The following is a 12996-nucleotide window of genomic DNA, read 5'->3' as shown; positions in this document are numbered from 1 at the left end:
CCTTATGAACAGATACGTGCATTAGTGTACACTAATGGAGGATCCAACCGAGCTGGCCCCCGCGGTCAGGTCGATCCTGTCGGCGGCGCGCGAACGGGCGGCAGAGGGGCGTACCGACCGCGTCGCCGTCGACCCGCGCGACCTGCGCGCCGCGTTCGACCGGGCCGAAGAGGACGGTCGCGTGCCGGTCGTCGCGGAGGTCAAGCCGACGAGCCCCACCACGGACGGGACCCGCGAGGACGACCCCGTCGCGCTCGCCGAGGGGATGGTCGCGGGCGGCGCCGCCGCGCTGTCGGTGCTCACGGAGCCGGAGCACTTCGGCGGGAGCGTCGAGGTGCTCGACCGCGTGCGCGAGGCCGTCGACGTGCCGGTCCTCCGGAAGGACTTCGTCGTCGCCGAGCCCCAGCTAGACGCCGTCGAGAGCGACGTCGTCCTGCTGATCGCGCGGTTCGTCGGCGACGACCTCCCGGACCTGTTGGCCGCCGCCCGCGATCGCGGCTTTCAGGTCCTCGTCGAGGTCCACGACCGCGAGGAGCTGGCGCGGGCGCTCGACGCGGGCGCGACCGCGATAGGCGTGAACAACCGCGACCTCGCGGAGCTGGTCGTCGATCTCGGAACCTTCGAGTCCGTGGCGCCCCACGTCCCAGACGACGTGACGCTCATCGCCGAGAGCGGTGTCGGATCCCCCGCCGACGTCCGGCGGATGCGGGCGGCCGGCGCCGACGCGCTGCTCGTCGGGAGCGCGATCATGGACGGCGACGTCGAGGCGAACACGCGGGCGCTGACGCGGGCGGAGGCGGACGGCGAGGCAGAGACGGACGGCGAGGCTGAGGCGGACGAAGACGCGGAGACGGACGAAGACGCGGAGGCGGTCATCGACGAGACCACCGACACCACGGAGACACCCACATGAGCGAAACCGAATCATCGACGAGCGAGGTTGGAGAGCTTTCGCGCCGCCCGGGCCGCGAGCGCGGCCGAGAGGACGGGAAGTTCGGCCGCTACGGCGGCCAGTACGTCCCCGAGGCGCTGATGCCGGCGATCGAGGAACTGACCGACGCCTACGAGCGGTACGTCCTCGAGAACGAGGACGGCTTCATGGACGAGCTCCGCGAGCGGCTCGCGGACTTCGGGGGGCGCCCGATCCCGCTTCAGCGGGCCGACCGGCTCTCCGAGCGCTACGACACCGATGTCTACCTCAAGCGCGAGGACCTGCTCCACGGCGGCGCGCACAAGCTGAACAACGCGCTCGGGCAGGTCCTGCTGGCGAAGTACATGGGGAAAGAGCGGATCATCGCGGAGACGGGCGCGGGCCAGCACGGCACCGCGACCGCGATGGCGGCCGCCCACCTCGACATGCCCTGCGAGATATACATGGGCGAGCGCGACATCAACCGCCAGCGTCCGAACGTCTTCCGGATGAAGCTCAACGGCTCCGAGGTGAATCCGGTGACCGCGGGCCGGGGCACTCTGAAGGAGGCCATCTCGGAGACGATGCGCGACTGGGCGACCACCGTCGAGAACACCCACTACGTCATCGGGTCCATCGTCGGCCCGCACCCGTTCCCGGTGATGGTCCGCGACTTCCAGGCCGTCATCTCGGAGGAGGCGCGCGCGCAGACTATCGAGAAGACGGGCGCGCTCCCGACCGACGTGGTCGCCTGCGCCGGCGGCGGCTCGAACACGATGGGGACGTTCGCGGCGTTCGTCGACGACGAGGAGGTCGCACTTCACGCGGTCGAGGCCGGCGGCTCGACGCTGGAGGTCGACGAGGAGGCGGGCGTCGCCCCGAACTCCGCCTCGCTCTTCACCGGCGAAGAGGGCGTGCTCCACGGCGCGCGCACCAAGCTCCTGCAGGACTCCGACGGGCAGATCATGGAGAGCCACTCGATATCCTCCGGGCTCGACTACGCCGGCGTCGGTCCGGAGCTCGCGTACCTCGTCGACGAGGGCCGCGTGAATCCCGTCGCCGTCGACGACGACGTCGCGCTGGAGGGGTTCCACCGGCTCTCGCGCACGGAGGGGATCATCCCCGCGCTGGAGACGGCCCACGCCTTCGGCTTCTTAGAGGAGCACCACGAGGAGCTCGGCGAGCGCGTCGTCGTGAACGTCTCCGGGCGCGGCGACAAGGACCTCGACGCGGCCATCGAGGAGACGGACAAGCGCGACATCGACGAGGCGCCGGACATGTCGATGTTCACGGGGGGGATCTGAATGGCGGAGCGGACCGCGGAGTCGACGGCGAAGCCGGAGACGGGAAACTCGGCCGCGATAGCCGAGGCGTTCGCCGACGGCCCCGCATACGTCCCCTACCTCGCCGTCGGCGACCCCTCCTACGAGGCGTCGCTGGAGTACGTCCGCGCGCTCGACCGCGGCGGCGCCGACGTCATCGAGCTCGGACTCCCGTTCTCGGAGCCGATCGCCGAGGGGCCGACGATCCAGGGCGCCCTCGTGCGCTCGCTCGACGGCGGGATGACGCCGGACCGGTTCTTCGCGTTCGCCGAGGAGCTCGACGTCGACGCGCCGCTGGTCTGTATGACGTACTACAACCTGATCTATCAGTACGGGTCGGGCGAGGCGCGGAGCGCCTCGGAGGCGACCGGTGACACCGCGAGCGGCGGCCCGCGCCGCTTCGTCGAGCGCGCCGCCGCGGCCGGCATCCAGGGGCTCGTCGTTCCGGACCTACCGGCGGAGGAGGCCGACCCGCTCCGGGAGGCCTGCGACGAGTTCGGCCTCGACCTCGTCTTCATCGTCGCGCCGACCACGGTCGGCGACCGGCTCGACCGGATCATGGGGCGCGTGTCGGGGTACGTCTATGTGCAGGCGCGGCTCGGGACGACCGGCGCGCGAGACGACGTCTCCGAGCAGACCACGGAGAGCCTCGACCGGCTCGCGGAGTACGACGTGCCGAAGGCCGTCGGGTTCGGCATCTCGGCGGGCGAGCACGCGGAGCGCATCGTCGCCGGCGGCGCCGACGGGATCATCGTCGGCTCGGCGCTCGTCGACATCGTCGCCGAGGGCGTCGAGGAGGATCTGCCCACCGACGAGGTCGCAGACCGGTTGGAGGCGCTCTCGCGGGAGCTGAAGGAGGGCGCCGAGCGCGGCCACGCCGCCCGCGTCGGCGCGGCGGAGTCGCGGTGACCGCGGGTTCGAGCCAATACGACCCCGAACGAAACCCACTTACCTGCGATTGCCACACTCTCACACAACGACCGAACCCACCATGACAGCAGGACTCTCGGCACGACTCGAACGCATCTCCACAAATGACCGGTACCTCATCGTCCCGATGGACCACGGGATCACGATGGGCGCCGTCGACGGCCTCGTCGACATCGAGTCGACGATCGACGGCGTCACGCGCGGCGGGGCGGACGCGGTCCTCACGCAGCGCGGCGTCGCCCCCCGCGTCCATCCGAACAAGAACGACGCGGGCTACATCGTCCACGTCAACGGGTCGACGACGATCGGCCCCGACGAGAGCGACAAGCGCGTCACCGCCACCGCCGAGGACGCGGTGCGCGCGGGCGCCGACGCGGTGTCGTTCCACATCAACGTCGGCTCCGACCACGAGCCCGACCAGATCGAAGAGCTGGCGGAGCTGACCGCCGACGCCGACCGCCTCGGCCTGCCGGTGCTCGCGATGGCCTACGCGCGCGGCCCCGGCGTCGACGAGACCGATCCGGAGTCGCTCGGGCACGCTGTCCGGCTGGCCGAGGAGCTCGGCGCCGACGTGGTGAAAACGGGGTACTCCGGCGACGGCGACTCCTTCGCCCGCGTCACGGAGTCGACCCGGCTGCCGGTCGTCATCGCCGGCGGGTCGAAGGGCACCGACCGCGAGACCGTCGAGATGGTGCGCGGCGCGATGGACGGCGACGCCGCCGGCGTCTCGATGGGACGGTCGATATTCCAGCACGAGGACCCCGAGGGGATCGCCCGCGCCGTCTCGGCGATCGTCCACGACGACGCGGACGTCGAGGAGGCGCTCCGAGCGGGCGGCTTCGTCGAGGCGTAAGGGGTCACGCAGCGCCGGCGGTCACCTCGCCCCGACGTTCTGCTCTCCCTCGAACGAGTCCGGATCGGGCTCGATGTCGGCGTACTGCACCGCGCGACGCCCGAGCGTGAGCGCTCGGTCGTCGAGGGCCTCGTCGACCAGGTCACCGTCCTCGAACTGCGCGTGGGCGCGAGGAACGGCGACCTGATGCGGGATCACCCACGCGTTGAGCGCCCGACAGACGGAGCGGAGGTGTTCTAACGCGGTCACCGGGAAGCCGCCGCCGGCGACCGCGAGGAGGCCGACGGTCTTGTCCTCGAACTCCTCGAAGCCGCAGTAGTCGAGCGCCGTTTTCAGCGTCGAGGAGTACGAACCGTGGTACATCGGTGTCCCGAGGAGGACGGCGTCGGCCGCGCGGAACCGCGCGGTGAACGCGTCCGCGTCTCCCGCCGAACCGCGGTCGGCGTCGTACGTCGGCAGGTCGTACTCGCGGAGGTCGATCGGTTCCGGGGTCCCGCCCGCACGGCGGACTCCGTCGAGCGCGCGACCGACGGCCAGTCGCGTGTAGCTCGTCTCTCGGAGGCTCCCCGCGACGCCGACGACGCGTGGTGAGTCGGACATGGCTCACGCCACGCGCCATCGCCACTAATACGATCGGGGCGATCCGGTCTCGGGAAGCGACGCGACGCGGAGCGCCGCCGCGATCAGCAGGTGACGCTGACCCGCTCCTGCGGCTCCGGCTCCCCCACCGGCCCGTTCGGGTCGACCGTCTGCTCGACGTGGAAGACGGTCACGGACTCCACCGAGCCGTCCGTCCGCTCGCACGCGTACGCCGCCAGCGGTCGGTACTGCGTCTCCCCGGCGTACCGGATTCGGTGGCCGTACTGATGCCAGAGGGTCGTCGGATACGTGTCCGCCGCGTCCGGTGGACGGTCGAACGCGACCGGCCCGCCGTCCGACGCGTCGACCGTCGTCCCGGATTCGAGCGTCGCTCGGACGACGTACCAGCTGGAGGTGTCGGGCGGGTTGGGCGCGAAGAACGACCAGCTCACCTCCGAGAGCTCGCCCGCCGACTCCGACGCCGGCATGTCGACGAGCCCGACCCCCGCGGCCTGCCAGACCACGAGCGCGACGAAGACGCCCACGAGCAGGACGGCGGCCGCGACGCGGATCCCGCGACGCGCCCGCGACGTGACCGGAGACGCGGTTTCGGTCGCCCTTCCGCCGTCGCTTCGGTACGCCCGCTCTGGGAGCCGAGACGGCCCGGGGAGGTTCGACGCGAGCAACTCGACGGCGTCCCAGACCCTCGGCGGGAAAAACAGGAGCAGGACCGAGACCATGACGAACGGGAACACGCCGAGCCGCATCGTCGCGGCCATGCCGAGGTGCGCGGAGACGAACGCGAGGGCGACGCCGGTTCGCAGCCACCCGGTGGCGGCGACCAGCAGCACGGACGCAGAGAGGAGCGCGATCCAGAGCCAGTTTATCGCCGCGAGGACTGCGGTGTGGTCCGAGACGAACGGGCCGAACAGCACGACGAACTCCTCTATCTGGAAGATCCGCGGGACCGCGACGCCCGACATCCACGCGTCGCTCCGGTACTTGGAGACCACGTTGGCCGCGTAGATCGAGGCGATCGTCAGGAGGGTGACGGCGGTTCCGAGCGAACAGACCCGCTGACCGACGCCGCTCTCACCCCCGTCAGACGAGCCTTCATCGGCGTCGTCGCGGTAACCGGGGTCGCTCGACCGGCCGGCACCGAGCGACCACCGGGCGTCGAGCGGGAGAAAGAGGCTCAAAAAGAGGAGTACTATCAGGATCGTGTTCCCGCCGTTGATCACGAACGGGTTGCGAGCGTAAAGCGACGCGAGCAGGACGAGGGAGAGACCCGTCGACGCTCGCGTTCGGTAGCCGACGAGCAGGCAGACGGCGGCGCACGCGCCGAGCGCGAGGAGCCCCGTTTGGACCCGCGCCGAGCCGGACGCCGCGTGGATCGAGACGGTCTCCAAGAACGGGTACAGCTCGGCGAGCGTCGAGCGCGGCAGGACGCCGTCATCGGTGTAGAACGCGCCCACCACCGGGAGGCGGTAGACGAGCAGGTCACCGAGGAGTAGGAGGGCCAGCCCGATCCGGAACGCGCCCAGCGCTCGCGGATCGATCCCGAGGTGCGGCGCGGCGCGCTCCCGGAGGGCCTCGCGCGCAGCGGCGTATCGGGACCCCGCGTTCGAGGGCCACCGGCGTGGTGTCTTCATTCGGGGGTGTACGTCCTACGATACAAGCTTAGTTATAAGTGCTTTGTCGTTTACGGGTCGTTGCGTCGCCAACGGCGGACGGTCCCGCCGCGCCGTCGACCGCGAATGACGCTCCCGTCGCGCAGTCGCCCGCAACGCGCGACCCTTCCGCAGTTTTCAAGCCCGCCCGCCGTGAGGTTCCGACAATGACACGCACGGTCTGGGTGAAAGCCGACGGGAGCGTCGGCGACTGGGAGGCGCGCAAGCGACGGATCACGACCGCCATCGAGGCCGGCGCGGACTGGGTACTCGTCGACGAGGCGGACGTGGGGCGCGTCCGCGAGCTTGGCGACGTCTCGGTCGCGGCGTTCCGCTCGGAGGCGGACGTCATCGACGACGCCGAGAGCGACGCCGAGGCCGACGCCTACTTCGTCGGCAAGGGCGGCGAGGGCGACGGGACGATCGACCTCCCGAACGACTTCTCCGGTTCCGCGGACCTCACGACGGTCCGCCGGAGCGACGACCGCGCCCAGGGCGTGTACGTCCGCGTGCTGGGGACCGAGTACGAGCGGTTCGCCGAGGAGGCGGCGGCGGACGCCGAGTACACGATCGTCGTCGGCGAGGACTGGTCGATCATCCCGCTGGAGAACCTGATCGCGCGGGTCGGCGAGGAGACGCACCTCGTCGCCGGCGCGACGACCGCGGCCGAGGCCCGGACCGCCTTCGAGACGCTGGAGATCGGCGCGGACGGCGTCCTCCTCGACAGCGACTCCCCCGACGAGATCCGGGGCGCGGTCGACGCCCGCGACGCCGCCGACCGCGAGACGCTCGACCTCCGACACGCCGAGGTGACCGCGGTCGAGCGCACCGGGATGGCCGACCGCGTCTGCATCGACACCGGCTCGCTGATGGACGACGACGAGGGGATGCTCGTCGGGTCGATGTCGCGCGGGCTCTTCTTCGTCCACGCCGAGACCGCGGAGTCGCCGTACGTCGAGTCGCGCCCCTTCCGCGTGAACGCCGGGGCCGTCCACGCCTACGTCCGCAACGCCGAGGGCGGCACGAACTACCTCGCGGAGCTCTCCAGCGGCGACGAGGTGCAGATCCTCGACACCGCGGGTCACACGCGCGAGGCGATCGTCGGGCGCGTGAAGATCGAGAAGCGACCGATGTTCCGGCTGCAGGCCGAACTGGAGACCGAGGACGGGGTCGATCGCGTGGAGACGCTCATCCAGAACGCCGAGACCGTGAAGGTGGCGACGAGCGACGGCAAGAAGGCCGTCACCGATCTCGAAGCCGGTGACGAGGCGCTCGTTTATTACGAGGACGTCGCGCGCCACTTCGGCGAGGCGGTCGAGGAGAGCATCATCGAGAAGTAGCGAGGCCGAGCAGCGAAACGTCGAGCGTCGCGGTAGCGGGACGGCGAACGAGGCCTTTTAAACTGATCCGCGTGTCGGTGATCGTCAAAAATGTCGCAACGAAAACCAATATGTTCTGCATGTTCCATCCGCTTCCATGGCAGTCATTCACGAGCATGACCGCGTGGAGGAGGCCAACTGGCTGGAGCGCGTCGCGCATCTCGCGCAAGCCGCCAACCCGGCGTTCGCGGCCGGGAGCGTCATTGTGCCGCTGTCGTTCGTCGCCGCCGGCGTCCTCCTCTCGAGCACGACACTCCTGTTTTATACCCACGTCGCCGCCGGCGCGGTCTGGTTCGGGTTCGCGCTGATCTTCCCGGCGGTCATCGGGCCGACCCTCGGCGGCCTCGATCGCGAGACCGCGGCGGACGTGACGACCGCGCTGACGCCGAAGGTCGTGTTCTTCGTGCTCGGGTTCTCCCTGACGACCGTCGTCTCGGGGACGATCCTGCTCGGGTCCGTCTTCGGACTCGGCTACGGGTTCTCCGGACGGTGGCCGACCCTCTCGCTGACGCTGGGCTGGGGACTCTTCGTCTTCGGGCTGCTCGTCCCGAACCGGATCCACCTGAGCGCGTACTACGAGAGCCGGTCGGCGGAGCCCGACGCCTCACGACTCGAGGCGATCGAGAAGCGGAATCTCGTCGTCGGACTCCTCGAGGCGGGCGCGATGCTCGCGATTATCGTGCTGATGACGGGGCTCCGGCTGGGGTGAAGCCCGCATAACCCACGAAACCGCGGAGACCGCCGAGAACGCGGAGACCTCAGTGCCTCAGAGGTCGTACAGCTCGCCGTACTTCTCCTCGACGTAGTCGGTGAACGCGTCGGCGGAGAACGCCTCGCCGGTGGCGCGTTTCACCAGCTCGTTCGTCTCGTAGCGCGAGCCGTGTCGATGGACGTTCTCGCCGAGCCACGACTGCAGCTCGTCGAAGTCGCCGTCGGCGATCTTCGCGTCGAGGCCGTCGATCTCCGCTTCGGCGGCCTCGAACAGCTGGGCGGCCATGACCGAGCCCAGCGAGTACGTCGGGAAGTAGCCGAAGTTGCCGTGGCTCCAGTGGATGTCCTGGAGACAGCCCTCGCTGTCGGTGTCGGGGCGGATCCCGAGGTACTCCTCGTACTTGTCGTTCCAGACCTCCGGGACGTCCTCGACCGCGAGGTCCCCGCGGATCAGGTCGCGCTCGATCTCGAACCGGACGATGATGTGGAGGTGGTAGGTGAGCTCGTCGGCCTCGACGCGGATGAGGTTGTCCTCGTGCACCTGGTTGAACGCCTCGTAGGCGTCCTCGACGCTCGCGTCTTCGGTCTGCGGGAACTGCTCTTGGAACCGCGGGAGGAACAGCTCCCAGAACGGTCGGCTCCGCCCGACGTGGTTCTCCCAGAGCCGCGACTGCGACTCGTGGACGGAGAGGTCGCGCGACTCGCCGAGCGGGGTGGCCCACTCCTCCCGCGGGAGCCCGAGGTTGTACTGCGCGTGGCCGTACTCGTGGATCGTCGAGCCGATCGCGCCGAGCGGGTCCGACTCGTCGAACCGGGTGGTCACGCGGCAGTCGAACTGGTTGCCGGAGGTGAACGGGTGCGAGGAGACGTCGAGCCGGCCGCGATCGAAGTCGTAGCCGAGGAGTTCGAGCGCCTCGCGGGCGAGTTCCTCCTGCTCGTCCTCGGGGAACGTGCCCTCGAACGTGTCGACGGCGAGGTCCGCGTCGGCGTCGCGGATCGCGTCGATCATGGGGACGAGCGTCTCGCGGAGCTCCTCGAGGATCGACTCGGCGCGGTCGATCGAGAGGCACGGCTCGTAGTCCTCGAAGAGGACCTCGTAGGGGTCGCGGTCGGGGTCGATGTGTTCGGCGTACTCCCGTTTGAGCTCGACGTGCTTCTCCAGGTACGGCGCGAACGTCTCGAACTCGTCCTCAGCTTTCGCCTCCTCCCACGCCTGCAGCGCCTCGGAGCCGGTCTCGGAGATCTCCTCGACGAGTTCGACCGGGACCGCGTCGGCGCGCTCGTGCTCGCGGCGGACCTCGCGGACGACCGCCGCCCGCTCGTCGGAGAGGTCGGCGTCGTCGAGCTCGGCGAGCAGCTCGCCGGTCTCCTCGTCCGTGATCATGTCGTGGCGGATCGACGAGAGCGTCGACAGCTGCTTCGACCGGGCGGGGGTGCCGCCCTCGGGCATCATCACCTGTTGGTCCCACCCGAGCACGCCGGCGGCGCTCCCGACCGTGTTCCAGCGTCGAACGCGGTCCAGGAGGGCCTCGTACGTATCGGGGGCGTCGGTCGCGTCGTCGGCCGCGGCTTCCGTTGCCATACGTCACGGATCGGTCGCGCCGATTAAGAAGGGACCGAATCCGGAACGCCCCGGCCGGGTGAGCGCGACCTATTTCCGATCGGCCGCCGAACCGACGGTACCGAATGGAGACCGACGAGGACACCATCGACCTGCGATCCGACACCGTCACGACGCCCTCGGCCGAGATGCGCGAGGCGGCCGCGACCGCCGAGGTCGGCGACGACGTGTACCGCGACGACCCCGCGGTCAACGAGTTAGAGCGCCTCGCCGCCGAGGCGGTCGGGACCGAGGCCGCGCTGTACGTCCCCTCCGGGACGATGGCCAACCAGATCGCCGTCCACGTCCACACGGAGCCGGGGCAGGAGCTCCTCTTGGAGCGCGAGTCGCACATCTACCGGTGGGAGCTCGCCGGCGCGGCGAAGCTCTCGGGCGCGCAGACTCGCACGATCGACGCCGGCGACCGGTGCGTCCCGACCCCGAAGGAGGTTCGCGAGGGACTCGTGAGCGAGGACCTCCACCGGCCCGGGACCGGCCTCCTCTCGCTGGAGAACACCCACAACTACCGCGGGGGCGTCGCGGTGCCGGTCGAGGGGATCGCCGCGGCCGCCGACGTCGCCCGCGACGCCGACGTGCCGGTCCACCTCGACGGCGCCCGCGTGTTCAACGCGGCTGTCGCGCTCAGCGTCGACGCGAGCGACGTCGTCGACCCCGTCGACAGCGTCACCTTCTGCCTCTCGAAGGGGCTCGGCGCGCCCGTCGGCTCGATACTCGCGGGCGACGAGGCGTTCGTCGAGGCGGCCCGCCGCGTCCGGAAGCTGTTCGGCGGCGGGATGCGACAGGCCGGCATGATCGCCGCGCCCGGCCTCCTCGCCCTGGAGAACGTCGACCGGCTCGCGGACGACCACGCCAACGCCGAGCGGCTCGCCGCCGGGCTCGACGCGCTGGACGGGGTCGACGCGCCCGCGCCGGACACCAACATCGTCGTCGCGCACACCGAGGACGCCGGGATCCCCGCGTCGGACCTCGTCGAGGCCTGCAAGTCGGCCGGCGTCGGTTGCGTGGAGTTCGACGAGCACACGACGCGGTTCACCACGCACCTCGACGTCGACGAGGACGACGTCGACGCCGCGATCGACCGCATCGGCGACGCGGTCGCGACGCTGTCGGCCTGAGCCGGCGGACTCGAATTTCCGGCGCACACCACGGAAACGTTCAATTCGGCGGGCAAACAACGACGGGTTATGGAGCCGACACCCGTCGGTAGGAGCTCGCGGCCCGGGCGAACCGAGGTGGCCGGTGCCCGCCCCTGAGGTGGTCGGCGTCGACATCAGCGGCCGCCACGAGGAGGCGGGCGAGTACCTGATGGTCGCGGCCGCGGTCCACGCCCGGGTCGGCTCGACGCGGATCCGGTCGGTCGAGGGGATGGGCTTCGCCGCCGTGCGCGAGGGACCGACGCTCGACGCGACCCTCGGCCTCGTCGCGACCGCGGTCGGGAACCTGCCGGAGCCGCCGGACGGCCCGATCGTCGCCGAACACGGCGAGTTCTACGAGGAGCCCCCCGATCGAGTCGGGCTGAGCTTCCGACCCGAGTTTAAATACGTCGAGAGCATAGGAGAACGCGAAACAGTGCAGGCAGCACACCACGCCGCGTACGCCGCCCGAGACCTCCTCTTATGACCGGGAGCGTCGAGGGGGCGAGCGCCGACGGCGACGCCGAATCGGTCCCCCGAGAGCGGCGGGCGGTCGTCGCCAAGCGCGTCGACTCCGGCGACGCCGACCTGGCCGAGATCACCCAGCTCGCCGCGGCCGCGGGGTACGAGGTCGTCGGCGAACTCACCCAGACCCGCACCGAGGACGCCGCGTTCATGTTCGGGGAGGGAAAGGTCGCGCAGCTGCGCGACTTGGTCCGCCGGACCGACGCCGGCGCCGTCATCGTCGACAACGACGTCGGCCCGTACCAGACGTTCAATATCGGCGGGGAGCTCCCCGAGGGCGTCGAGGTGATCGACCGGTTCACGCTCATCCTCGAGATATTCGGTCAGCGCGCCAACACCCGGAAGGCGCAGCTCCAGGTCGAGCTCGCGGAGCTCCGGTACGAGCTCCCGCGCGCCGAGGCGAAGGCGAGCCTCGCGAAGCGCGACGAGCGCCCCGGCTTCATGGGGCTCGGCGAGTACGACGAGAGCGTCGAGCGCGACATCAAACGCCAGATCTCCGAGATACAGGACGAGCTGGAGTCGATCGCGGAGAAGGAAGAGGCGCGCCGCGAGCAGCGCCGCGACTCCGGCTTCGACCTGGTCGCGCTCGCGGGGTACACGAACGCCGGGAAGTCGACGCTGATGCGCCGGCTCGCGGCCGAGATCGACGTCGACGAGAACGCCGACCGACACCCCGACCTCGACACCACCGCCGAGTCGCAGGACATGCTGTTCACCACGCTCGGCACGACGACCCGCAGGGCCGAGATGGAGAAGCGAGACGTGCTGCTCACGGACACGGTCGGGTTCATCGCGGACCTTCCCCACTGGCTCGTGGAGTCGTTCGAGTCGACGCTCGACTCGGTCTACCGCGCCGACCTCGTGCTGCTCGTCGTCGACGCGAGCGAGCCGGTCGAGGACATGCGCGAGAAGCTCGTCACGAGCCACGACACCCTCTACGAGCGCAACGAGGCCCCCGTCGTGACCGTGTTCAACAAGGTCGACCGGCTCGCGCCCGGCGAGTTGGCCGATAAGCGCGGTGCGCTCTCCGGTGTCGCCCCCGACCCCGTCGCCGTCTCGGCGAAGACGGGCGCGGGCGTCGCGGAGCTCCGCGACCGCGTCGAAGACGAGCTCCCCGACTGGGAGCGCGAGCGGCTCGTCCTCCCGGTCTCCGACGAGGCGATGAGCCTCGTCTCGTGGATCCATGACCACGGCCACGTCGACGAGGAGTCGTACGCGAGCGACCAGGTGACCGTCGACTTCGAGGCCAAACCCTCGATCGTGGCCCGCGCGCGGTCGAAGGCGGCGGATCTCGCGCCCGCGGAGTCGACGTAGCCGACTCGCCGCCGACCGGGGACCGCGGACAAAGTATACATTCCTCCAC

12 protein-coding genes are annotated in these 12996 nt (G+C 70.3%); 9 read left to right on the top strand and 3 right to left on the bottom strand.

The genetic code is table 11. The annotated features are described in order from the left end of the window. Positions 1-34 precede the first annotated feature (34 nt). From trpC to DJ82_RS05620, 4 genes are all read left to right on the top strand, one after another. Positions 35-913 (top strand): indole-3-glycerol phosphate synthase, encoded by an 879-nt coding sequence (gene trpC, locus DJ82_RS05635; RefSeq protein ID WP_094557825.1) that lies wholly within the window; start codon positions 35-37, stop codon positions 911-913. Beyond that, on the top strand, positions 910-2214 hold the full coding sequence (trpB, locus tag DJ82_RS05630) for a tryptophan synthase subunit beta (protein ID WP_094525490.1): 1305 nt from the start codon (positions 910-912) through the stop codon (positions 2212-2214). The genes trpC and trpB overlap by 4 nt, the downstream gene beginning before the upstream one ends. After that, entirely contained in the window at positions 2215-3141 is a 927-nt protein-coding gene (trpA, locus tag DJ82_RS05625) for a tryptophan synthase subunit alpha (protein ID WP_094581263.1), read from the top strand. An 82-nt stretch (positions 3142-3223) separates the two neighbouring features. Continuing rightward, positions 3224-4015 (top strand): 2-amino-3,7-dideoxy-D-threo-hept-6-ulosonate synthase, encoded by a 792-nt coding sequence (locus tag DJ82_RS05620; RefSeq protein ID WP_094525492.1) that lies wholly within the window; start codon positions 3224-3226, stop codon positions 4013-4015. A 21-nt stretch (positions 4016-4036) separates the two neighbouring features. Here DJ82_RS05620 and DJ82_RS05615 read toward each other — a convergent pair whose 3' ends face one another. Both DJ82_RS05615 and DJ82_RS05610 read right to left on the bottom strand, forming a co-directional pair. Next, positions 4037-4615 (bottom strand): NADPH-dependent FMN reductase, encoded by a 579-nt coding sequence (locus DJ82_RS05615; RefSeq protein ID WP_094581262.1) that lies wholly within the window; start codon positions 4613-4615, stop codon positions 4037-4039. 83 nt (positions 4616-4698) lie between these two features. Further along, positions 4699-6246, bottom strand: coding sequence for an HTTM domain-containing protein (locus tag DJ82_RS05610; protein ID WP_094581261.1), 1548 nt, complete (start codon positions 6244-6246; stop codon positions 4699-4701). A 185-nt stretch (positions 6247-6431) separates the two neighbouring features. Between DJ82_RS05610 and DJ82_RS05605 the strand changes: the two genes are divergently transcribed. Beyond that, positions 6432-7604 carry a 3-dehydroquinate synthase II gene (locus DJ82_RS05605; protein WP_094525495.1) on the top strand — a complete coding sequence of 391 codons (1173 nt, stop codon included), beginning with the start codon at positions 6432-6434 and terminating at the stop codon, positions 7602-7604. Between the two features lie 136 nt (positions 7605-7740). Continuing rightward, positions 7741-8352, top strand: coding sequence for a hypothetical protein (locus DJ82_RS05600; RefSeq protein ID WP_094525496.1), 612 nt, complete (start codon positions 7741-7743; stop codon positions 8350-8352). Between the two features lie 57 nt (positions 8353-8409). Here the strand turns inward: DJ82_RS05600 and DJ82_RS05595 are convergent, their stop codons facing one another. Beyond that, positions 8410-9936, bottom strand: coding sequence for a carboxypeptidase M32 (locus DJ82_RS05595; protein WP_094581260.1), 1527 nt, complete (start codon positions 9934-9936; stop codon positions 8410-8412). Positions 9937-10040: 104 nt separating this feature from the next. Between DJ82_RS05595 and DJ82_RS05590 the strand changes: the two genes are divergently transcribed. The 3 genes from DJ82_RS05590 (at position 10041) to hflX (ending at position 12947) form a co-directional block, all read left to right on the top strand. After that, positions 10041-11090, top strand: a complete 1050-nt coding sequence (locus DJ82_RS05590; protein WP_094581259.1) for a low specificity L-threonine aldolase — start codon at positions 10041-10043, stop codon at positions 11088-11090. A 139-nt stretch (positions 11091-11229) separates the two neighbouring features. After that, the gene (locus DJ82_RS05585) at positions 11230-11595 is read left to right on the top strand and encodes a DUF2209 family protein (protein WP_094526847.1); all 366 of its coding nucleotides are present in this window, start codon (positions 11230-11232) and stop codon (positions 11593-11595) included. Beyond that, positions 11592-12947, top strand: coding sequence for a GTPase HflX (gene hflX / locus DJ82_RS05580; protein ID WP_094525499.1), 1356 nt, complete (start codon positions 11592-11594; stop codon positions 12945-12947). The genes DJ82_RS05585 and hflX overlap by 4 nt, the downstream gene beginning before the upstream one ends. Positions 12948-12996 lie beyond the last annotated feature (49 nt).

It is taken from the genome of Halorubrum sp. Ib24 (genome assembly GCF_002252745.1).
Taxonomy (GTDB): domain Archaea; phylum Halobacteriota; class Halobacteria; order Halobacteriales; family Haloferacaceae; genus Halorubrum.
Note: the sequence above shows the minus strand (reverse complement) of the source record. Positions and strands in the feature narration are given on the sequence as shown.

Bases quoted from the DNA above. Each gene is read 5' to 3' on its own strand.
- DJ82_RS05615 (WP_094581262.1), bottom strand. From the start codon at position 4,615: ATGTCCGACTCACCACGCGTCGTCGGCGTCGCGGGGAGCCTCCGAGAG.
- DJ82_RS05620 (WP_094525492.1), top strand. From the start codon at position 3,224: ATGACAGCAGGACTCTCGGCACGACTCGAACGCATCTCCACAAATGAC.
- DJ82_RS05610 (WP_094581261.1), bottom strand. From the start codon at position 6,246: ATGAAGACACCACGCCGGTGGCCCTCGAACGCGGGGTCCCGATACGCC.
- DJ82_RS05595 (WP_094581260.1), bottom strand. From the start codon at position 9,936: ATGGCAACGGAAGCCGCGGCCGACGACGCGACCGACGCCCCCGATACG.
- trpB (WP_094525490.1), top strand. From the start codon at position 910: ATGAGCGAAACCGAATCATCGACGAGCGAGGTTGGAGAGCTTTCGCGC.
- DJ82_RS05605 (WP_094525495.1), top strand. From the start codon at position 6,432: ATGACACGCACGGTCTGGGTGAAAGCCGACGGGAGCGTCGGCGACTGG.
- hflX (WP_094525499.1), top strand. From the start codon at position 11,592: ATGACCGGGAGCGTCGAGGGGGCGAGCGCCGACGGCGACGCCGAATCG.
- DJ82_RS05600 (WP_094525496.1), top strand. From the start codon at position 7,741: ATGGCAGTCATTCACGAGCATGACCGCGTGGAGGAGGCCAACTGGCTG.
- trpC (WP_094557825.1), top strand. From the start codon at position 35: ATGGAGGATCCAACCGAGCTGGCCCCCGCGGTCAGGTCGATCCTGTCG.
- trpA (WP_094581263.1), top strand. From the start codon at position 2,215: ATGGCGGAGCGGACCGCGGAGTCGACGGCGAAGCCGGAGACGGGAAAC.
- DJ82_RS05590 (WP_094581259.1), top strand. From the start codon at position 10,041: ATGGAGACCGACGAGGACACCATCGACCTGCGATCCGACACCGTCACG.